The 21,804-nt window shown below is 36.3% G+C and carries 14 protein-coding genes and 1 pseudogene; 10 read left to right on the top strand and 5 right to left on the bottom strand.

Translation table 11 applies throughout. The features are described from left to right. Positions 1–53: 53 nt before the first annotated feature. Entirely contained in the window at positions 54–1,460 is a 1,407-nt protein-coding gene (locus tag Q0358_RS00100; RefSeq protein ID WP_299545749.1) for a TrkA C-terminal domain-containing protein, read from the top strand. Here Q0358_RS00100 and Q0358_RS00105 read toward each other — a convergent pair. Both Q0358_RS00105 and Q0358_RS00110 read right to left on the bottom strand, forming a co-directional pair. Beyond that, on the bottom strand, positions 1,457–1,816 hold the full coding sequence (locus tag Q0358_RS00105; protein ID WP_299545750.1) for a YraN family protein: 360 nt from the start codon (positions 1,814–1,816) through the stop codon (positions 1,457–1,459). The two genes, Q0358_RS00100 and Q0358_RS00105, sit on opposite strands and share 4 nt — an antisense overlap. Beyond that, entirely contained in the window at positions 1,806–3,068 is a 1,263-nt protein-coding gene (locus tag Q0358_RS00110) for a homoserine dehydrogenase (protein ID WP_299545751.1), read from the bottom strand. Before Q0358_RS00110 ends, Q0358_RS00105 begins: the two co-directional genes overlap by 11 nt. A gap of 76 nt (positions 3,069–3,144) precedes the next feature. Between Q0358_RS00110 and Q0358_RS00115 the strand changes: the two genes are divergently transcribed. The 8 genes and pseudogenes from Q0358_RS00115 to putP all read left to right on the top strand — a co-directional run bounded on the left by Q0358_RS00115 (position 3,145) and on the right by putP (position 17,026). Further along, on the top strand, positions 3,145–3,441 hold the full coding sequence (locus tag Q0358_RS00115) for a hypothetical protein (RefSeq protein ID WP_299545752.1): 297 nt from the start codon (positions 3,145–3,147) through the stop codon (positions 3,439–3,441). Position 3,442: 1 nt separating this feature from the next. Then, positions 3,443–4,270: a prolipoprotein diacylglyceryl transferase gene (gene lgt, locus Q0358_RS00120; RefSeq protein WP_299545753.1), complete on the top strand. Its 828-nt coding sequence runs from the start codon at positions 3,443–3,445 to the stop codon at positions 4,268–4,270. Beyond that, complete coding sequence (abc-f, locus tag Q0358_RS00125) at positions 4,263–6,185, top strand: ribosomal protection-like ABC-F family protein (RefSeq protein ID WP_299545754.1); 1,923 nt, start codon at positions 4,263–4,265, stop codon at positions 6,183–6,185. The genes lgt and abc-f overlap by 8 nt, the downstream gene beginning before the upstream one ends. Positions 6,186–6,233: 48 nt before the next feature. Beyond that, positions 6,234–9,671 carry an AAA domain-containing protein gene (locus tag Q0358_RS00130; RefSeq protein ID WP_299545755.1) on the top strand — a complete coding sequence of 1,146 codons (3,438 nt, stop codon included), beginning with the start codon at positions 6,234–6,236 and terminating at the stop codon, positions 9,669–9,671. Between the two features lie 8 nt (positions 9,672–9,679). Continuing rightward, positions 9,680–11,140: a phospholipase D-like domain-containing protein gene (locus tag Q0358_RS00135; protein WP_299545756.1), complete on the top strand. Its 1,461-nt coding sequence runs from the start codon at positions 9,680–9,682 to the stop codon at positions 11,138–11,140. A 129-nt stretch (positions 11,141–11,269) separates the two neighbouring features. Beyond that, positions 11,270–11,827 carry a gamma carbonic anhydrase family protein gene (locus tag Q0358_RS00140; protein WP_299545757.1) on the top strand — a complete coding sequence of 186 codons (558 nt, stop codon included), beginning with the start codon at positions 11,270–11,272 and terminating at the stop codon, positions 11,825–11,827. Positions 11,828–12,022: 195 nt separating this feature from the next. Beyond that, positions 12,023–15,531, top strand: a pseudogene (locus Q0358_RS00145) (proline dehydrogenase family protein). 13 nt (positions 15,532–15,544) lie between these two features. Continuing rightward, positions 15,545–17,026: a sodium/proline symporter PutP gene (putP, locus tag Q0358_RS00150; protein WP_299545758.1), complete on the top strand. Its 1,482-nt coding sequence runs from the start codon at positions 15,545–15,547 to the stop codon at positions 17,024–17,026. Positions 17,027–17,085: 59 nt separating this feature from the next. Here the strand turns inward: putP and Q0358_RS00155 are convergent, their stop codons facing one another. The 3 genes from Q0358_RS00155 to gpmI all read right to left on the bottom strand — a co-directional run bounded on the left by Q0358_RS00155 (position 17,086) and on the right by gpmI (position 20,651). Then, entirely contained in the window at positions 17,086–18,402 is a 1,317-nt protein-coding gene (locus Q0358_RS00155; RefSeq protein ID WP_299545759.1) for a peptidase U32 family protein, read from the bottom strand. After that, positions 18,402–19,103 carry a chemotaxis protein gene (locus Q0358_RS00160; protein ID WP_299545760.1) on the bottom strand — a complete coding sequence of 234 codons (702 nt, stop codon included), beginning with the start codon at positions 19,101–19,103 and terminating at the stop codon, positions 18,402–18,404. The genes Q0358_RS00155 and Q0358_RS00160 overlap by 1 nt, the downstream gene beginning before the upstream one ends. Before the next feature lie 78 nt (positions 19,104–19,181). Then, positions 19,182–20,651 carry a 2,3-bisphosphoglycerate-independent phosphoglycerate mutase gene (gene gpmI, locus Q0358_RS00165; protein WP_299545761.1) on the bottom strand — a complete coding sequence of 490 codons (1,470 nt, stop codon included), beginning with the start codon at positions 20,649–20,651 and terminating at the stop codon, positions 19,182–19,184. Positions 20,652–20,737: 86 nt separating this feature from the next. Between gpmI and mraY the strand changes: the two genes are divergently transcribed. Next, positions 20,738–21,796 (top strand): phospho-N-acetylmuramoyl-pentapeptide-transferase, encoded by a 1,059-nt coding sequence (mraY, locus tag Q0358_RS00170; protein WP_299545762.1) that lies wholly within the window; start codon positions 20,738–20,740, stop codon positions 21,794–21,796. Positions 21,797–21,804: the final 8 nt, after the last annotated feature.

Consider the following 21,804-nt stretch of genomic DNA (forward strand, 5'->3'; position numbering starts at 1 on the left):
TCAACCTTTTTTTGCTAAATTTTCGCTAATTTTTAGCGTGTTTAGGGGATTATATGCGAAAAGTGCTTTTAGTTTTAAATGGAATTGTAGCAAAAGAATTTCTAACAACTTTAATCTTGAAACATTTAGATAAAAATGCGTATATTTTTGTTTCTTTGGATTCCAATCTTTTGCCTAAAAATCTCCCACAAGATAGTCAAGCTTATAACTTTGATCCAAGTGCTTCTAATAAACTAAAAGAAATTCTAACTCCAGAAATCACAGATTGTTATGTAGTGCTAGATGACGCAAAAGAGCGTGAAGTTGTCTATCACACATTGCGTTCTTACAGCAAAATGCTTCAAATTACAATGTTAGGTGAGATTGCGTTAGAACATAGTGATAAACAACTTCTTATGCTAAATGAAGCGCATTTACTTAGTAGTCGTTTATTTGAGAAATTTCCAAACGTCCCAAAGACTGCTAAAAGTATCGGTCTAGGGCAAGGTGAGATTATGCAAGTAAGTGTGCCTTTTGGGAGTCCTTATGCGTATCGCAGTGTGGGTGTAATTAAACAAAAAAAGTGGAAAATTGTTGCAATTTATCGCAACAATGCTTTGATTTTGCCAAAATATTCTACAACGATTCTCCCAAATGATGCGCTTTTGCTTGTAGGAGAACCTGATACGCTTTGGGAGATTTATCATCGTATCAAAGAAGAATCTGGGCAGTTCCCAACTCCTTTTGGACGCGATGTTATATTGTATTTTGATTTATTGCATTCTAAAGATTTAGAAGATTACTTACAGCAAACAATTTGGCTCTTTAAGCATTTTAAAAACAAACGCTTAAAAGTCTGTTTTTTTAATCCAACAGATATTGCGATGATTAAAGAAATTGAAAATCACCCTCTTTTAAACACAGAAGAAATTTCTTGGCATATTGAGTATCATAAAACTTCTTTAAAAGCTTTGATTGAGCAAGATAAAGCGAGTCAAAATATCGGTTTAATTTTGTTAGAGAATTATTGTTTTGAGCGTTATCGTGGGTATTTGTTGAATTTAGGGATTCCGCTTTTAAGATTTGGAGAGCAATCACTTCAAACTCTTACACATAGTGTCGTTGTTTTGCCAAAAGTTACAGAAGAAGCAGAGAAAATTTCTTCTGTTGTTTTTGATTTTTCTACACAATTAGGTTTGAAAATCTTATTATACGATTTTGATCCTAATGAAGAGAATCACGAGCAAGCATTAGATTATTATAAGCATATTGCAAAGGTGTTTAATAAAAAATTAGAAATTGATAGCACAAGCACGCAAAATCCTATTCTTTGGTTAAATCATCAGCAAAATATGCTACAAATCCTGCCTTTAAGAAAGGCCGGGATTAAACGGAATCCATTTTTTTCAATGCGTGATGTGGAGAATTTAAGTGCGTATTTAGTAAAGATCCCACAACTTTTTGTGCCAATTTCTGTTTAAAAAAGCGTTAAATTTTCTATCCATTCTACACAAAAAGAATCATTAGGTGTGTGCTTGCTTAAAAGTAATGCACTTAGGCAATAAGGTAAGCTTAAACGATGTGTTTTGAGATAGATTTCTATGGTTTTGCTAAGTTTTTGAATTTTGCTTGGTGTAATGTTGTAAATGGGTTCAAATCCAATTCCACTTTTAACTTCTATGAAATGCAAGACTTCATCTTTTTTGGCAATAATATCAATTTCACCAAAGCGTGTGTTAAAGTTGCGTGTTTTTATGCAAAAACCCTTGCTTTCTAAAAATGCACACGCAAAATCTTCTGCCTCTTTGCCCTTTTGTGTAGTGTTTTTATTTTTCAATGCGAATCATTGCAGGTGGTGCTTTCACAACTTCAAGCGTGCTTATGCGCTTGATTGCGGATTTTATGTCTGCTTCTGTGCAAGTGTGTGTGGAGAGTAGCAAAGTGGAGTGGTGTTGATTGTTGCGTTGTAAAAATGTATCAATTGAGATTCCAACTTCACTAAAGATTGTAGCAATTTGCGCTAAAACTCCGGGTTTATCAAGCACTAAAATGCGGAGATAATATGCGCTAGAAATTGCATCAAGTGGCTTTAATTTCAAGGTATCGCTTGTTGTTTTAAACCCTAGCATTGGGGAGCTTTTGGTGCGTGCAATTTCAATAATATCAGAAATCACAGCACTTGCAGTGGCTTCTCCCCCCGCCCCAGCTCCATAATAAAGTGTCTCACCAACATAATCGCCAACAACACTAATTGCGTTCATTACGCCATCAACTTTACCTAAAAGTGCTTCTTTTGGTAAAAATGTTGGATGTACGCGCAATTCTATATAATCTCCATCTTTTTTAGCGATTCCAAGCAATTTTAGATGATAACCAAACTCTTTTGCAAAAGCAATGTCTTCTTGCGTGATTTGTGTGATTCCTTCAATTAAAATATCACTAGGGCGTGCATCAATCCCATAAGCAATGCTTGCAAGAATTAAAAGCTTGTGTGCTGCATCAAAGCCACCTACATCAAAAGTTGGATCTGCTTCTGCATAGCCTAGTTTTTGAGCTTCTTTTAAGACTACATCAAATTCTATTCCAAAATCTTTCATCTTGGTTAAAATATAATTGCAAGTGCCATTAATAATGCCACTAATCTTTAAAATATGATTTGCTCCTAAACCATCGCGCAAGGCTTTAATAATAGGGATTCCGCCTGCTACACTTGCTTCAAAGCCTATGGGTAAATCCCCAGCAATTTGTTGGAGGGTATAGCGATGATAAGCTAGCATTGCTTTGTTTGCGGTAACTAGGGATTTAGAGTTTCTTAAAGCTTTTTTGGCGATTTCAAAAGGGGCTTCAACACCGCCTGTAAGCTCCACAATAATATCAATTTCAGGGTCATCTAAGATTTCATTGACATCATTTGTAATAGGGAAATCAAAAATTTCACGGCTTTTTGAAAGGTTTTTGACTGCTCCTTTTTTGATGTGGATTGCACAACCAGCGCGCGCTGCAATTAGACTTTGATTTTCTTTTAAAATCTTTGCGACACTGCTACCAACTGTGCCTAAACCGATAATCCCTAATGTGAGTTTTTTCATTCAAGCCCTTTGTGAAAACTAAAGGGTGATTATAGCGTTTTTTGGTAAAATGCGCCATTTACTTTAAGGGATTAGTTTGCGTATAGAACAAATTGATGATAATGTTTATATTTTGCACGGAAAGATCAAAGAAATGAGTGATTATAATGATTTAAAGATGCTTTTAGAGAAGCGCAAACAAGCAGGAATAATGGAGGTTTCTTTTAAGATCCCACAGGCAAGAGAGATTAATTTTTATATTCTTGGTTATTTTTTAAAACTTGCACGCAAAGATGGTTTTAGATTCCATCTTTTAATTGCTAGCCCTTATTTGTATGAGAGTTTGCATCGTTTTGGGTTGCATACATTTTTAGAATTAGAAAATGGAAGTTAAAATGAGTTTTTGGAATAGTGTTTATAGCCATTTTGATCCTGTTGCTTTTAGCGTTTTTGGAATCTTAGTGCATTGGTATGGGATTATGTATGTGCTAGCCCTTTTGGTTGCGCTTTTTATAGCAAAGTGGTTTGTCAAAAAAGATTCTTATCCTATTGCAAATGCGTTGCTTGATAGTTATTTTATTTGGGTAGAAGTTGGAGTAATTTTGGGTGCTAGGCTTGGGTATATTTTCTTTTATGACCCTTATACAATGTATTATTTAACAAATCCGTGGCAAATTTTTAATCCTTTTGATCCAAATGGTGAATTTGTTGGAATCCGTGGAATGAGCTATCACGGGGCGGTAATTGGATTTTTAATCGCTTCAGTGCTGTTTGCAAAAATTAAAAAAATCAATTTTTGGCTTTTTATGGATTTAGCAGGACTTAGTATCCCGCTAGGTTATGTTTTTGGACGCATTGGAAACTTTTTAAATCAAGAGCTTATAGGAAGAGAAACAACAAGCAATATTGGAATCCTAGTTGATGGAGTTTTGCGCCATCCAAGTCAGTTATATGAAGCGTTTTTAGAGGGTATTGTAGTGTTTGTGGTTTTGTATTGCTATCGCAAAAAGGCGCGTTTTATCGGAGAGATTGGAATCTTATATGTGGTTTTGTATTCTTTAATGCGCTTTTTAGCAGAATTTTTTAGGGAGCCAGATTCTCAACTTGGCTTTATCGCGTTTGATTGGCTTACACAAGGGCAGTTACTCTCTTTGATTATTGGAGTATTTTGCTTGGTGCTTTGGCAATATAAAGGTGCGCAAAATAGGGCAAAAAATGGCTAAAATTTCATTGCAAAATATCTCTAAACAATACGATTATAAAGCGATTTTACAAGATGTGTCCTTGCATATTGAAGAAAATGAACGCGTAGCAATTGTTGGGCGTAATGGTGCAGGAAAATCTACACTTCTTAAGATTTTAAGCGGAGAGTTAGAGAGCGATGATGGGATTAGGATTTTAGAAGGAGATTTAGAGTTAAAATATTTGATCCAAAAACCAAATTTTAAAGCCGGACAATCAACAAAAGAAGCAATTATGGAAGCTTTAAGTGAGCAAAATTGCGCGAAGAATAGGTATTTAGAGATTGGTAAAATGCTTGAAAATGCACCAAATGATAAAGCACTTTTAACAGAATATGCAAAGCTTACAAACTTTTTAGATCATCATAATGCTTGGGATTTGGAATCCAAAATTAAACAAGTGCTAGAAACTTTTGAATTAGAAGATTTGCAAGATCGTTATGTGAATTTGCTAAGCGGTGGAGAACAAAAGCGCTTGGCTTTAGCGTGCTTGTTGCTACATAAGCCAGATATTTTGCTTCTTGATGAGCCAACAAACCATCTAGATGTGCAAATGGTGGAGTTCTTAGAAGAGATGCTAATGCGTGGAAATTTCACGCTTGTGTTTATTAGCCACGATCGGTATTTTATTGATAAAGTTGCTACACGCGTAATAGAAGTAGAAGAGAGTAAGATTAGAAGTTTTAAAGGTGGATATAGTGATTATTTGCGTCAAAAGGAAGCTTTGCTTCTAAGTCTTGCAAAAAGCCACGAAACGCTTTTAAAACATTTAAAAGCTGAAGAAGAGTGGCTAGCACGTGGTGTGCGTGCAAGAGTTAAGCGCAATGAAGGGCGCAAAGAGCGTATTATGGAGATGAGAAAAGCAGCCAAGACAAACCCTTCAATTATCCGTAAAATGACTTTGGAGCTTGAGAGAGAGCGCAAGGCGTTTAATCAAGAAGAGGGTATAAATCGCAAAAAAATGCTTTTTGAGATGAAGAATTTACGCAAGGAAATTGATGGTAAAACTCTAATCAATGGCTTTAGTGCTAGGATTTTGCAAAGAGATAAAATTGCTATTGTTGGGCGTAATGGCTCTGGGAAATCCACGCTATTGAAAATGCTTTTAGGAAGTGTTGCGCCAAGTGGTGGGAGTATTGAGAGGGGTGAAGTTAAAGTTGGATATTTTGACCAGCACAGAGAAATGTTAGATGATAGCAAGGATTTACTAGAGACTTTTTGCCCTTTTGGTGGAGATCATATTGAGGTGCGTGGTAAGAGTATGCATATTTTTGGCTATCTTAAAAACTTTTTGTTTCCTAAGGAGTTTTTGGATAAGAAAATTGGCGCATTAAGCGGCGGAGAAAAGAATCGTGTTGCTTTGGCTTTGCTTTTTACAAAGGCTTATGATTGCTTGATTTTAGATGAGCCTACAAATGATTTAGATATCCCCACTATTAATATTTTAGAAGAGTATTTGCAGAGTTTTGAAGGGGCGATTATTTTTGTAAGCCACGATCGCTACTTCGTGGATAAAATCGCAAAATGTTTGTATGTGTTTCAAGGAAATGGTGAAATTATAGAATCGCATAGAAGTTTTAGTGAGTATTTAGAAATTCAAAGCGAGTTAAAAGAATATGCAAAAATAGAGTTAGAATCTAAACAAGAATCTACACCCAAAAACTCTCCTAAAGAATCTCAAAAGAAAACAAAACTAAGCTACCACGAAAAGCGACTTTTAGAGATTTTACCACAAGAAATTGAAGCTCTAGAAACAGAACTTAAAGCTCTAGAAAATCTACTTTATAATGGAAGTTTAAGCACGCAAGAATTACAAGAAAAATCAAAAGAGTTTGAAGAAAAAAAGATGCTTTGTGAAGAAAAAATTCTGCAGTATTTAGAGTTAGAAGAGAAATAGAATTTGTTATAGTGGAGTGTTAAATTATAAAATGGGTAAAGGTGTAAAATGGACGACAAGATTCTAGGCAAATATACGATTGTAAAGGAATTAGGGCAGGATAGTTATAGGGCAAAGTATGTAAATAGAGAGTTTGACATCACGCAGATAAGGCGTGATGAGAATAATGAAAGCTTTTCTTACACAGCAAGTAAGCTTAATCATCTTAGTCATAAAAATCTCTCAACTATTCAAGTAGAAGAAGATGAAGAGCATTTCTATTTCATAAGAGAATGCTTTGCATTAGAGAATCTTACTAGTGAGATTTTTATGGGGGATTATGGTGAAGAGGAGGGTAAAGAGCCGGATTATAAACGCCTCTTTGAGTGCTATTTGCAGCTTTGCGGGGCTTTATCATACATTGATAAACAAGGCTTCTACCACGGCAATATCAATCCTAGCAATATTTTAATTGATACAAATGATGAAGAAAGTTATCAGGTCTTTTTGCTTGATTTTGGTAAAAGCTATTATTATAAAGATTTGAATCAAGAAGTAGATGGGCTTAGATTCTACGCACCAGAGCAAATAGACAAAGACTCTACTCCAAATATCAAAAGTGATATTTATGCCTTTGGACTTTGTATGCTAAAGCTTTTGCTTGATAGCTTTGAAGATTGCGATGTGCTAGAATCTTATAAATCGCCAAAAGATTTGGAAGCAATCTATCAAGAAGTGCTAGAAGCCTATGAGCTTGCAGAGATTGAAAATGAGATATTGCTACTTGTGCGAAAATGCTGTTGCATTGAGCCAGAATCTAGGATTGCCTTAAATGATTTAGAAAAAGAGATTCTAAGGCTGTATGATAAAGCAGTGCCAAAGAATACCTATGAGCTAAGATGTCAAACTAATAAAACGCTTGAGATATATGCGGAAAATAATAATTTAGATTTTGATAAAAATAATTTAAAACCTATAATGGAGCATATCCAAGAGAAGATCACAGGCTACACCGCATATATACGACAATTTGAAGAAGAAAATAAACAAAGCGGTGAGCTAGAATCTAAACTAGAAATCGCTATCAATGATCTAGTCTTCATCTGCTCTGCTGATAAAAACGATGATAGCTATCTATGGGTATGGCAGGTGCGCGAAAATGAGCCAACAAGGATAGAGAAAATCGCTGCTGAAGGCTTAGAATTACGGCATAACTTTGTCTTTACGACAAAGGGCTATTACGCCCCAAAAAGCTGTGCGTCAAATATCGCCGCACTTAAACACGAACTAGACCATCGTTTTGAACTAAAAAAGCTAGAGATAGAGCAAAACAAGATTGATACAAAGGCGATTAAAAGTGAAGAAAGACTGCTAGAGGCGATAAAAAAGGATATAGATTCTAAGAAAAAGACACATTTTGCAAGTCTTACAGAGATTAAAAGGGGAGCAGATGAGCTTATACTTACTCTTATTCCGCCTAAGATGGCGAATGATGAGGTCAAAGATGAGCTAGAATCTAATGAAGATTCTAAAGAATCTAGCCCCAAAGACTCTAAAGAATTGAGCCAAGCTTTTAAACCACCATTTAAGCCTAAGGAAGAAGTGATAATCCAAGAAAAAAATGCTATCAACTCACAAGATGATAGCTTTAAGGGTGTGGTGAAAACATATCTAGGCGATTCTAAAAAAATCATTATTAAAATGAAAGAAAAATATGATGCCCTATTTGAAGAATCCAAAGAAAAAGAGCTAAAAACAAAACAATGGGCTATATCGTATGACTATCAAGTGAAAGAAATACTATGGAGTAAGCAAGATACAGCACTAAAAGAGCTAAAAAAGGGCAACACACAAATCCCAAATCTTTTACGTAAGATCAATGATCCAAGAGAGCTGAGAGAAAATAAACAAAGAGAGATAGAGAGCTACTTCAATGAAAATTTAGATGAAAATCAGCAAGAAGCTGTGAGAAAAGCCTTAAGCCTAGAGAGTGAATGCGAAATTTTGCTCATACAAGGACCGCCCGGCACAGGCAAAACCACCACCATAACTGAAATCATCAAGCAATATCAAAAATTCCATAAGCACTATAAAATCCTTATTGCCTCCCAAAGCAATCAAGCCGTGGATAATGTGCTAGAAAAAATCTGTGCAAGCAAAGACAATCCAAATGGAGAAGATAAGATATTTCGCATAGGCAATGATAAACGCAAAATGAGTGAAATTGCCCGGCAATACATACCGGAAAAAGTGCTAGATAAGATTCTAAAAGAAAATAGAGAGCGTATCGAGAAACACACAATCACAGATCAAAACCTCACAATAGAATCTAAGCTAAAAAAGCTACAACAAGGCTTTTTAGTTAAGCTTAACTCGCTAAGTAGTGAAGCTGCAAACACAGATAGCACAAAAGAAAAAGGCAAAAGAGACCAAGAAACCTTTAGGCTTTTTACTAAAGATATTCGCCTATTTTTTGGGACATTGCTAGGGATTTCATCGTGGAAGAGCTTTAGAGATGTGGCGTTTGATGTAGCTATTGTCGATGAGGCTGGTAGAGCTACATTGAGTGAGCTGCTTGTGCCTTGTATTAAGGCAAAGAGAATAATCCTTGTAGGCGATCATAAGCAATTAGCCCCTGTGGTAGAAGATGATGTGATAGAAAAGCTTAATTCTAAAAAAGGCAGCAATGAGTTTAAAGCGGATAAAAAAGATGTAACCACCTCGCTTTTTGAGCGATTATTTGAACGCATAGAATCTAGTCGTGATGAGATAGAGTATCTCTACAACTTTAGACACACACTCACCTATAATTATAGGGCGCATAAAAGTATTTGTGATTTATATAGCAAGGCGTTTTATCAAGGAGCTTTGCAAACAAAGCCAGAGATAAGCGACATAAAAGCACATAAGCTACAAGCCTTTAAGACAAATGCAGTATGGCTTGATACAGGTAAAAGAAGCGATAAAGAGGACACACAACAAGGCACAGGGAAAATCAATGACTGCAATGCCAAAATAATCGCTGATACACTAAGTGTGCTAAAAGAGCAGATTTTGGAGAGTCAAAAGATCAAAGATGAGGGGATCAAAGATATAGGTATCATCACTCCCTATAAACATCAAAGCGATCTGCTAAAAAGTAAATTAAAAAGCATAAAAGATGAATATAAAAAAGAAAATATTAGCATAGACATAGGCACGGTGGATAGCTTCCAAGGAAGTGATAGAGATATGATTATTTATGATTGCGTGCGAAGCTCTAAAGCCAACAACACGCAACAAACGCAGAAAAAAAGACAAGGTGGCAAAATAGACTTTATCGCTGATGAAAAGCGGCTCAATGTCTCACTCTCTCGTGCCAAAAAGCTCTTACTTATCGTGGGTGATAAGGAGTATTTGCGCACAGCTAGTGTAAGTGAAGGAGAAAATCCATTTAGTGCGATTATCAAAGAGTTTGATAATGTAAAAAACTACCAGATAATAGAACTTAAAGATTCCAAAAAATAGGAGCAACTATGGCAAAGAAAAAACCGCAAAATCCGCAAAAACTAGACCCAGACCTAGAGCTACTCATACATAAATATGCAAGAATCTATATTGATGATGAAGCTTTAGATAATGCACTTGCTGTCAAAAAGGAGGGTGAAGAAGACACTAACTATATCTTCTATGATGCAAAGCGTGTGTATTATCCCTACTATAAAGTGCAAGTAGCTTATCGCATAGCTAAAATGCTAAAGCTTCACCCAATCTTAGAAGAGCTTTTGCATATCATCAGTGAGCTAGAGAAAATGCAGGATAAAAGCACTATTGCTACACTAAAGGATATTACACAGCTTGATGGTGAGATCTTTCATAGTATTTTGAGTGATTTAGAGATTAAGGGCTATGTAGAAAATCTTAGCGGTGTTTTAAAACTTAGTAAAAATGGGAAAGAATTATTACAAAAAAGAAAAGAAAGAGTGATAGAACAATCAAGCGCGTTTGTGCAAATTGATGCGATCTTTGGCGATGTCGTAGCAGTCGCACAAAGAGATAAAGATATAAGACTAGAAGATAGAGCGGATAAAGAAGCCATAGAGCTAAAGCCAGAGGCACAAAAACGCCCAAGGACACAAGAGCTGCATAATGAAAATTTTAAAGACAACTTAACCCTAGAGCAAGTCCTACGAGAGGCATTATCGGGGACAGATGATAGGAAAAGTCAAAATGCAGATATAGAATCCAAAGAAGAATATGACATTGTGGCAATTGATGAAATAAAAGAGCCAAGAAAGTTTTTTACAAGCTATTTTTGCCTGTTTTATAAAAACGCCCAAGAGAGAGAAAAAATCCTAGTGATTAATGAAAAATATGAGAGAGATCCTACTGCCACAAAGCTTTTTGACACGCTTATTGATACAAGTAAATTTAATGCAAACAACAACAAAGCTTTTCAAGAAAATATAGAGAAATTTAGCAACCTCACAGCAGAAGCAATACAAAAGCAAGTCAATTTGGAGCTTGATTTAAACGAAGGGGTAACCATAGAGACCACACAGCATAAAGAATATTTGCTCTATGCGCTCAAAAACGCAAAAACTGCACTCTATATCCATAGCCCTTGGGTGCGATACAATATAATAAAAGAATATGAAAAGCATATAGAATCCGCCCTGCAAAAGGGGGTCAAGGTGTTTATCAAATACGGGCTAAAAGCGCGTAATAAAACCGATAAACCGCCAATTGACACAGAATCTACAAAGCTTTTTGACAAATGGGGCAAAGCATATCCAAACTTTAAAGCAATCACAGATAATAATCACTCTAAGATTTTAATATGTGATAGTGATTTTATGATTGTAGGGAGCTTTAATTGGCTAAGTTTTGGCGGATTTGCCGATAAAGACGGCGATACAAGAGGTGAAGTCTCAAGTATAGTGAGAAATAAAGATTCTATACAAAAAGAGATAGGATCATTCAAAAATACAAGATAAAGATTTCTTTTAGAATAAGATGAGATTGAAATTCGCATAGAATTAAATTAGCATCAATACTTTAGAGTTTTAAAACTTTTTAAGCAATTCTTTGATTTATTTAGAAACCTTAAAATTAAAGGATAGGCAATGCTGATAAAGTTTAGAGATAAAACACCAAAAGTTGCAAAAAATGTGCTAATTGCTGACGGGGCAAAAGTTATTGGAGATGTGGAGATTGGTGAAGATTCTAGCGTGTGGTTTAATTGTGTGCTTAGGGGAGATGTCAATTCTATAAAGATTGGCAAACGCACAAATATCCAAGATTTAACCACCTTGCATGTTTGGCATAAAACTTATGATGCGCAAGGCAATGCGTTAGATAATGGCTATCCTGTAGAAATTGGAGATGATGTAACCATAGGACATAATTGCGTTATTCACGCCTGTATTTTAAAAGATCGTGTTTTAGTGGGCATGAATGCAATAGTAATGGATGGGGCTTTGATTGAAGAAGATAGCATTGTGGGAGCTGGAAGTGTAGTAACAAAGGGCAAGAAGTTCCCGCCACGCTCTTTAATTCTAGGAAATCCAGCGAAGTTTGTTAGAGAATTAAAGGATGATGAAATTGCATTTATTAAAGAATCTGCACAAAATTATGTGTGCTTTAAAAATGATTTTATTGCTGAACCTTTTATTGAGATTTGATAAAAAATGTATTTTTATAATCATAGATTTTCATCAAAGAATTCTAATGAAAATCTATCAATCTGCTCATTAATGTTAAAAAATATTTCTATATTACACAGAATGATGAAAATCTCAAACAGAAAAAAACAAAATTGAAAAATTTTTAATCTTTAATTGTATCATTTAGAAAACTTTACAAAAGGATATTACAAAATGATACAAAAATCCATCGCTCTAGCAGAAGAGCTGCAAAGCAAAATTGAGCAAAATCTCTCCGCTAGCGAGAGGCAATTCCACGCTAAAATGCAAAAGCTTCTTAATAATCCCAAAAATAAAGTAATGCTAATCGAGCTGCTTGACCGCTCTTTTCGCTGTAAGGATAAAAAAGCAAGTTTTGAGCTTATAGAACACACGCTTAATAAATTTGGTATAGCGGACTTTTTCTCAGCATTTGAAAAATTCTTACTTTTTAGCTTTCTAAACTTTGGCAAGTTAGCTCCCAATCTTAGCGTGCCGTTTTTTGTTTCGCATTTAAGAAATGATACAAAGGCTATGGTGCTAGACGCTGATGAAAATTTCCTAGCCCCGCACATCACCAAGCGTAAAAATGAGCAAAACATCACGCTTAATGTCAATCTCATCGGCGAAGAAGTCTTAGGAGAGGCAGAGAGCAAATACCGCATACAAAAATACGAAGAAGCCTTAAAATCAAGCTATATCACTTATATTTCTATCAAAATTACTACGATTTTTTCACAGATTAACATTATTGACTTTGACTATTCTAAAGATGAAGTGGTAAAACGACTCGATAAGCTTTACGCCCTAGCCCTAGAAGAGCAAAAAAGGCAAGGCGTGAGTAAATTTATCAATTTAGATATGGAAGAATTTAGAGATTTAGAGCTGACTGTGGCTGCCTTTATGGAGAGTGTGGCGAAGTTTGACATTAAAGCGGGCATTGTTTTACAAGCTTATATCCCAGATTCTTACGAGTATCTTAAAAAGCTTCTTGCCTTTTCAAAAGAGAGAGTTTTAAAGGGTATGCAGCCTATTAAAATCCGCTTTGTAAAGGGTGCAAATATGGAAAGTGAGGAGACAATCGCTAGCCAAAGAGGCTGGGAGCTACCGACCTTTAGTCGCAAAATCGACACCGATAGCAACTACAATAAAATGCTAGATCTTGTGCTAGAAGATGAGAATTACAAATATATCAACATAGGTATCGCTAGTCATAATATCTTTGAAATCGCCTATGCTTATACGCGCATTAGTGAAGCTAAAGCACAGGAGAGCTTCACCTTTGAAATGCTTGAGGGTATGAGCTTGCAATGCTCTTATGAGTATCTAAAATGCACGATTTAATCCTCTATGCGCCTGTGTGTGATGAAGCACACTTTAATAACGCCATTGCCTATCTTGTGCGCCGCCTTGATGAAAACACAAGCGAAGATAATTTTATGCGTTATTTTTTCAATCTCAAAGTCGGCTCTAAAGAATGGGAAGAGCAAAAAGAGCTCTTTTTAAACGCGCTTAAAGGTATCAAAACCCTTGATAACACCACACATAGAAAGCAAGATCGAACCAAAACGCAAAATGCCCCAAGCTCTTACACAACAAAAACTTTTACCAATGAAAGCGACACAGACTTCATACTCTCGCAAAACCGCTTATGGGCGCAAAATATCAAGGCAAAATATGAAAATTTGCAAAATTATGATGTATGTCCTGTGGCTTTGGGGCTAGATTTTACTAAAGAGAATCTACACTCCCTAGAAGTCAAAGACAAGATTCAAAACCGCACCATAGGCACGGCGTATTTAGCAGGAGAAAATGAGCTAAAAGCAGCTTTAGAAGTGGCGAAACACTCAAACTTCACGCAAAAAAGTAGCGATGAAATCTATGGCATTTTAGCCAAAGTCGCAGAGCTTATGCGTGAGAGAAGAGGGGATTTGATAGGGATTGCGGCGTTAGAAACGGGCAAGACTTTTTTAGAAATTGACCCTGAAGTAAGCGAGGCGATTGATTTTGTGGAGTTTTATCCCCACTCCCTAGAAACATTAAAAAAGCAAAATCCAAACACAGCCTTTAAGCCAAAGGGCATAGGCGTTACCATAGCTCCGTGGAATTTCCCTGTGGGGATTTCTGTAGGCACCATAGCCGCTCCATTGGCTGCTGGCAATGTCGTGCTTTATAAGCCATCATCGCTTTCTATGCTAACAGGCTATAAGCTTTGTGAGTGCTTTTGGGACGCTGGTATTCCAAAAGACGCGCTTATTTTCTTACCAGCAAAGGGCAGTGATATATCTAAATATATTTTAAGCGATGAAGCGGTGAAATTCTCCATACTTACAGGCGGTGAAGATACTGCTTATGCGATGCTAGAGGCAAATCCAACGCTACTTTTAAGCGCAGAAACCGGGGGCAAAAATGCGACTATTGTGTCTAAATTTGCCGATAGAGATAGCGCGGTAAAAAACATTATCCACTCTGCTTTTTCAAATTCTGGGCAAAAATGCTCGGCTACTTCTTTGCTTGTGCTTGAAGATGAAGTTTATAAAGATGAAGAGTTTAAAAAAGCCCTTGTTGATGCGGCGGCTTCTTTGGCGGTGGGAAGTCCTTTTGCCTTTAAAAATAAATTAGGTGCGTTGTGCGATAAGCCTAGTGAGAAGCTGACAAAGGCTATCAATGAGCTAGAAGCAGGAGAAGAGTGGGTATTAAAACCGCAATTTATCAATGATAATGCTCACTTAATGACTCCGGGTATTAAATACGGCGTGAAAAAGGGAGCTTTCACACATATGAACGAGCTTTTTGCGCCGCTTTTAAGCGTGATGAGAGCGAAAGATCTAAAAGAAGCGATTGCGCTAGTCAATGCCACAGGCTATGGGCTTACAGCGGGATTTGAGAGCTTAGATGAGAGAGAGTGGGAGTATTTTCACACACATATTGAAGCAGGTAATATCTACATCAACAAGCCCACAACAGGTGCTATCGTGCTAAGACAGCCCTTTGGCGGTGTGAAAAAATCTGCCATAGGCTTTGGGAGAAAGGTTGGAATCTATAATTACATCACGCAATTTATGGATATAGAAGCAAAGGCTGATACAAACTTGCTTGATGGTCCCTTAGCAAGTGCGTTAGAAAAGCTAAGCAAAGCAAGTGATGAAAGCACGCAAGCTACCCTAGCAAATGCCGCCCTTATGGCGCGATCTTATAGCTATCATCATAAGCACGAATTTAGCGTGGCAAAAGATTATGTCAATATCCGTGGAGAAGATAATCTTTTTTCTTACACACGGATTAAAAATCTAGCCTTTAGGGTATGTGATGAAGATAGTTTGCAAGATATTTTAGGCGTGATTATAGGGTGTCATACGCTAGGCTTAAGCCCACTTGTAAGCTATGATGGCACGCAAAGCTCTATCATCACAGAGCTTAAGAAAATCTGCAAGGCGGTGGATTTAGGAGCGGATTTTGTGGAAGAAAGAGTGGAGGGCTTTATTGCTAAACTACCACTCTTTGAGCGCGTGCGCTACCACGCCAAGCCAGATATAAATGATACTATCTATCAAGCTGCTGCTAAATGGGCTAAGATCATTATCCGTGATAAGCCGCTATTAAATGGGCGTTTTGAGCTTTTGTTTTACCATAATGAAAAGGCTTTAAGCGTGTCTTATCATCGCTACGGAAATTTAGGCATTCGTGCTTTAAAAAATTCATAATCAAGGAGAAACAATGGAAGTTGTCCAAATTAACACAGAAATTGCCATTACTTTTATCGCTTACTCGGCTTTAATGCTATTTATCGGCTTTTATTTTTATAGGAAAAACAAAAGCACAGAAGACTACTTTCTAGGTGGGAGGTCGCTTGGTCCTGTGGTCTCTGCTCTAAGTGCTGGGGCTAGTGATATGAGCGGCTGGCTTTTGATGGGCTTGCCCGGTGCTTTGTATGTAAGTGGTTTGGTGGAGAGTTATATTGCCATAGGTCTTAGTATAGGAGCATTTTTAAATTGGGTTTTTGTCGCTAAAAGACTTAGAATTTATACAAGTGTGATTGCTGATAGCATTACAATCCCTGATTATTTTGAAACGCGCTTTGATGATGATAAGCATATTTTGCGCATTATTTGTGCGATTGTGATTTTGATTTTTTTTACTTTTTATGTGTCTTCTGGGCTTGTTGGTGGAGCGAAACTTTTTGAAAGCACCTTTGGGATTGAATACTCTCATGCTCTTACCACAGGGACTATCATCATTGTAGCTTATACTTTCTTTGGTGGTTATAAGGCGGTGTGTTGGACGGATATGATTCAAGGTTTTTTGATGATGAGTGCTTTGATTATCGTGCCTGTGGTGATGCTATCAAATCTTGGTGGCTATGATGAAGCTATAAATATAGTTAGAGAAATTAAACCACAAAACTTATCTATGGGCAAAGATATTTCAATTCTTGCTATTATTTCAGCTCTTTCTTGGGGGCTTGGCTATTTTGGACAACCACATATTTTGGTGCGTTTTATGTCTATCCGCTCAACTAAAGAGATTCCAACTGCTACGATAGTTGGGATTTCTTGGATGGTGATTTCACTTATTGGAGCTTGTTTAATTGGGATTTTAGGCATTGCTTATGTGTATAAATTTAATCTCTCCCTGCAAGATCCAGAGAAAATCTTTATTGTGATGAGTCAGCTTCTCTTTAATCCTTGGGTTTCTGGAATCTTACTTAGTGCGATTTTAGCAGCGATTATGAGCACGGCTAGTTCGCAGCTTCTTGTTTCAAGCTCGACTTTAGCAGAAGATTTTTACCGCCGTATTTTCAAGCAAGATGCTAGCTCGCAAATGGTGATGAGACTAGGTAGAATAGGCGTTTTACTTGTAGCCCTTATCGCTTTTTTAATCTCAACAGATAAAAATTCAAGCGTTTTAAGCATAGTTGCTTACGCTTGGGCTGGCTTTGGGGCTAGCTTTGGCTCTGTGATGCTCTTTTCACTCTTTTGGAGTAGAATGACGCGTATGGGTGCAATTGCTGGAATGATTACAGGTGCAGTAGTGGTTGTGGTTTGGAAAAATTATTTAGCGCAGGCTTTTGGCGTCTCGCTTTATGAAATTGTGCCGGGTTTTGTGTGTGCTAGTCTTGTAATTATTATTGTAAGCTTAATGACTAAGGTGCGTCCTGGCACTCAAAAAGCTTACGAAACTATGTTAAAGAATCTTTAAATGAGTTTAAATCGTCTTAAAAGGGGATAGTTAAGACGGTTTTGTATCCTTTAGTGTTGTTAAATTTTTTGCCTTAAGAAACTAAAAGGTGGCAAGGGAAAAGGCAATAAAAAAGGATTTTCGTTACCACTATGAATAGATTCCAACTCTTTACCATTTTCTAAAAGAATTTTAAAAAATTGTAGATATTTTTTCCCATCTTTGGTAAAAATTTCTCCAATTTCGTTTTTGCAATCTTTAATGCTATCCAGTTTAGCACTAACGATTTCTTTTGGTTCATTAAGTCGGATTGTATGACGACAAAGCGCGTTTTTACCATCTTCGCTAACTTCTGCATTAACTTGGTAACTCCCCTCACTAATAGCGGTAAAGTGATTTTGTGTGTTGAGCTTTTCATAGGGACGATGAATAATATAGCCATCGCTAAAACCGCGATTTTTTAGCGTGTCTAGTTCTTGTGTGTATTTTTGTTCTACAAATATGCCTTTAGCATAATCATTTAGTGCAGTTTTATAAGCAAGAGCAGTAATGCCCGCATAATATGCAGATTTTGTGCGTCCTTCAATCTTTAAAGAATCAATGACGCCACAATCTAAAATTGTAGGGATATGAGCTGCTAAATTTAAATCTTTGGAATTAAAAATATGCGTCCCTATACCTTCCTCTTCTTCTAAGCGCATCATTACACCATTGTCAGGATTTCTCGCATAAATTTCTTTACCACTAAAGCGCACAAGCTCATCATTTTCTGTATTGCGCACATAATATTCGTAATCAAAGCGACAATCATTTGCGCAACTTCCACGATTTGGCACGCGCCCACTTTGCAATGCAGAAATTAAGCAACGCCCAGAAAACGCAAAGCACATTGAGCCGTGGATAAAAATTTCTAACTCTAAAGTTGGAATCGCTTTTTTAATGGCAATAGCATCTTTTAGACTAAGTTCTCTTGCGGCAACAATGCGCTTCACACCTAAATCATAAAACACTTGCGCATCTAGCACATTTAAAACATTTGCTTGTGTGGAGAGATGAATTGGAATCTCTGGAGCAATTTGGCGTGCTAATCTCACAACTCCCGGTGCTGCAACAATAAAAGCATCAGGCTTTAAGGAAGCCATTTTTTCAATATGAGATTCAAGAAGTTTTAATTGAGAATTAAAAGGAAAACCATTGATAGTAACATAGATTTTTTTACCCTTAGAATGTGTATAATCTACACCTTCTTTGAAAGTGTCAAAGTCAAATTCTTTACCTGATCGGTTGCGCAAGGAAAAATGGCTAACGCCTCCATATACAGCGTCTGCCCCATATTCTAAGGCAATTTTTAGTTTTTTAAGATTTCCAGCAGGAGAGAGAAGTTCTGGAATCTGCATTAATTTGTGCCAAATTTTTCAATTAAGGCTTCAATATCATTAGTGTGCATTACATTTTCTGCAGAGTCCCCTTGAATATACACAGCAGAACTTACACGTTTGCTATCTTCAATTTTTCCTTCAAATAAAGAACTCATATAGCGTGAGAGCGCGCGCATTACATTAATAACGCGTTCAATTTTTTGGCGGTGAATATCTTGGTATTGCATACTTTCCATTGCATCTAAAGAAGCCATAGAGATTTCTTGCAGGGCATCAGAAATTTTTTGCGTGCTTTCTTTGACGCTAGAAATTTCCTCTAATTTTTCGCTAAATGTATGAAAATCTGGGAATTTTGCGTGAAGCTTTTGAAGTAATTCTTCTTGAGAATTAATAAAGTTTTGAATTTTTCCAAAAGCGTCTTCTATATCTGCACCTAGATTATTAATGCTTTCTAGTTTATCAAACATTTCTGTGGCTTTAATCTCTGAATCACGCGTCACATCATCAAGTTGATGCACGACTTTATGTTCTGAAGTTGGTGGTGGTGGGGGCCAACTCACATCTTGATTGATTTTAAAATCATCAGCAGTTACTGCACCACTTTCAATTGTTGGATCTAAATGATCTCTTGATTCTTTGTTGCTTTGAGTTGCATTTGTTTCTTCAGCGGTAGTGTCAATATCGCTATTTAACAACGCATCTAATTCTTCTTGTGTCATCATCGCCCTTAAAAATGAACTTAAAGCCTTGATTATACCTAATGCTTTGTATAATTTTGTTTAAATCTGTGTGAAAATTTAAAAAAGCGGTGCGTCCATTTCGCTTGGAATCTCTAATTCCATAAGTTTCAAAATACTTGGTGCAATATTATTTAAGCTGCCATTTTTTACAGATTGCACGCCTTTTGCTGCAATAAAGCACCACACACTTCCTATTGTGTGATTTGTTAGGGGTTCTCCTTTTTCATCTTGCATTGCTTCGCAATTTCCGTGATCGCTTGTTAGAATAAAGCCATAATCTAATTCTTTTGCTTTTGTGTAGATTCTGCCTAATTCAAAATCCACAGCTTCTACTGCTTGAATTGCCGCTTGAAAATTTCCTGTATGTCCTACCATATCGCCATTAGCAAAATTTACAACAATGAAATCATAACCGCTATCCATCGCTCCTAAGACTGCATCTCCAACTTCTTTTGCACTCATTTGTGGCTGTAAATCATAAGTTTTAACTTTAGGTGAAGGAACTAAAAGGCGTGTTTCATTAAGGTAGGGTTCTTCTATTCCACCGTTAAAAAAGAAAGTTACATGGGCGTATTTTTCTGTTTCTGCGGTGTGAAATTGGCGTAAATTATGCTTAGAAATGACTTCTGCAAGAGTATTTTTAATGTTCTCTTTTGGAAAAAGAATTGGAAAGTTAAAGGTTTTATCATAAGACGTCATTGTAAGTAAGGGGACTTTGGTAAAGTTTTTGCGTATAAATCCGCTAAATTCTACATTTCCTAATGCGCTTACAATCTCTCTTGCTCTATCACTTCTAAAATTTACAAAGATGATTCCATCTTCTTTTTGGATTCCATTATAGTTATTAAAACTTGCAGGCTCAATAAACTCATCAAAAATTTCTTTTGCAAATTGTTCTTGTAGATATTCTTGTGGGCTTGAATTTTGTAGGTTTTCACCAAGTGCGATTGTATTGTATGCAGGCTCTATTCTCTCCCAGCGATTATCCCTATCCATTGTATAATAGCGTCCGCTAAGGCTTGCGATGTGAATATTTTTATTTTGGATTGAGTGTTCCACTTCTTTTAAAAAGTGTGGGGCAGTCTTTGGTAAGACATCACGCCCATCTGTGATTAAATGTAAAAGCACTTTGCATTGTGATTCTAATCCTTTTGCAAGAGCTAAGATGTGATTAAGATGGCTATGCACTCCACCATCACTCATAAGTCCGATTAAATGCACTCTTTTGCAGGATTTGATGGAATTTAGAGCATGGTTTTGCATTAGTGTATTGTCTTCTATTGCTTTATTGATTTTAACTAAATCTTGATAAAGGATTCTGCCGCTTCCTAAACTCATATGTCCCACTTCAGAATTTCCCATTTGTCCTTCTGGAAGCCCCACAGATAAACCAAAAGTTTCAATCATTCCATAAGGAACTTCTTTAAAAAGTTTGTCATAAGTTGGTTTTTTGGCGTGAAAAAAGGCATTAAAGTTAGGGTTAGCACTAAATCCGATTCCATCTGTGATGATAAGGAGAGTTTTCATTGAAGAATTTCCTATATTTTTAAAGTTATTTTAGGTAGAATCCTACCTAAATTTTTCCTAAAATTTCATTTATAAGTGTTAGTTTTATGCTTTACTATCTTTATGTGTTTTTTGATATTAACCTGTTTCAGTATATTACGGTGCGTTCAGCAATAGCCTTTTTTATTGCTTTGCTATTAACAATTTTTATTATGCCTTACTATATTTTATGGGCACAAAGTAAGCAAGCAAATCAGCCTATTTCTAAGTTTGCTCCAAAAAACCATCTTCAAAAGGCAAACACTCCTACAATGGGTGGAATCATTTTTGTTAGCATGACATTGCTTGCAACTTTGTTATGTGCAAAACTTACGCATATTTATGTGCTTTTAGGGATTGCTACTCTGCTTTTGTTTGCATTGCTTGGTGTAAGTGATGATTATTCTAAAATTTCACAAAATAGAAATGCTGGAATGTCTGCTAGAAAAAAGTTTTATTTGCAAATTTTTCTAAGTTTTTTACTCTCTTTAGCTTTGTATTGGACGACTTTAAATACAGAATTTTATTTGCCTTTTTTTAAAAATGCTTTATTTGATTGGGGGCTATTTGGAGTCTTATTTTGGACGCTTGTGTTTGTTGCAACAAGTAATGCAGTGAATTTAACAGATGGTTTAGATGGTTTAGTTGCAATTCCTTCTATTTATGCACTAACTTCTTTGAGTGTATTTGTGTATGTGGCTGGGCATAGCGGACTTAGTGCGTATTTACTCTACCCTAAAGTTTTAGATAGTGGAGAATTAGTGATCTTATCAGCGGCATTGATTGGATCTTTAATTGGCTTTTTATGGTATAACTGCCATCCGGCACAGGTGTTTATGGGAGATAGTGGAAGCCTTAGTCTTGGGGGGTTTATCGCATATATGGCAATTGTTTCTAAAAATGAGATTCTTTTATTTTTGATTGGATTTATTTTTGTGGTGGAGGCTTTGTCTGTGATTTTGCAGATTGGAAGCTATAAAACGCGAGGTAAAAAAATCTTTTTAATGGCTCCATTGCATCATCATTTTGAAGAGAAGGGCTTAAGTGAAAGTAAGATTATCGTTCGTTTTTGGATTGTTGCATTAATGAGCAATTTAATTGCACTTTTGAGTTTAAAACTTCGTTAAAGGATTGC

Source organism: uncultured Helicobacter sp., assembly GCF_937893305.1.
Lineage (GTDB): Bacteria > Campylobacterota > Campylobacteria > Campylobacterales > Helicobacteraceae > Helicobacter_D.

Excerpts from the sequence above, each read along its gene's own strand:
- abc-f (WP_299545754.1), top strand. The coding sequence starts at position 4,263 with ATGGCTAAAATTTCATTGCAAAATATCTCTAAACAATACGATTATAAA.
- Q0358_RS00140 (WP_299545757.1), top strand. The coding sequence starts at position 11,270 with ATGCTGATAAAGTTTAGAGATAAAACACCAAAAGTTGCAAAAAATGTG.
- Q0358_RS00160 (WP_299545760.1), bottom strand. The coding sequence starts at position 19,103 with ATGACACAAGAAGAATTAGATGCGTTGTTAAATAGCGATATTGACACT.
- Q0358_RS00135 (WP_299545756.1), top strand. The coding sequence starts at position 9,680 with ATGGCAAAGAAAAAACCGCAAAATCCGCAAAAACTAGACCCAGACCTA.
- mraY (WP_299545762.1), top strand. The coding sequence starts at position 20,738 with ATGCTTTACTATCTTTATGTGTTTTTTGATATTAACCTGTTTCAGTAT.
- Q0358_RS00110 (WP_299545751.1), bottom strand. The coding sequence starts at position 3,068 with ATGAAAAAACTCACATTAGGGATTATCGGTTTAGGCACAGTTGGTAGC.
- gpmI (WP_299545761.1), bottom strand. The coding sequence starts at position 20,651 with ATGAAAACTCTCCTTATCATCACAGATGGAATCGGATTTAGTGCTAAC.
- Q0358_RS00100 (WP_299545749.1), top strand. The coding sequence starts at position 54 with ATGCGAAAAGTGCTTTTAGTTTTAAATGGAATTGTAGCAAAAGAATTT.
- Q0358_RS00130 (WP_299545755.1), top strand. The coding sequence starts at position 6,234 with ATGGACGACAAGATTCTAGGCAAATATACGATTGTAAAGGAATTAGGG.
- lgt (WP_299545753.1), top strand. The coding sequence starts at position 3,443 with ATGAGTTTTTGGAATAGTGTTTATAGCCATTTTGATCCTGTTGCTTTT.
- Q0358_RS00155 (WP_299545759.1), bottom strand. The coding sequence starts at position 18,402 with ATGCAGATTCCAGAACTTCTCTCTCCTGCTGGAAATCTTAAAAAACTA.
- putP (WP_299545758.1), top strand. The coding sequence starts at position 15,545 with ATGGAAGTTGTCCAAATTAACACAGAAATTGCCATTACTTTTATCGCT.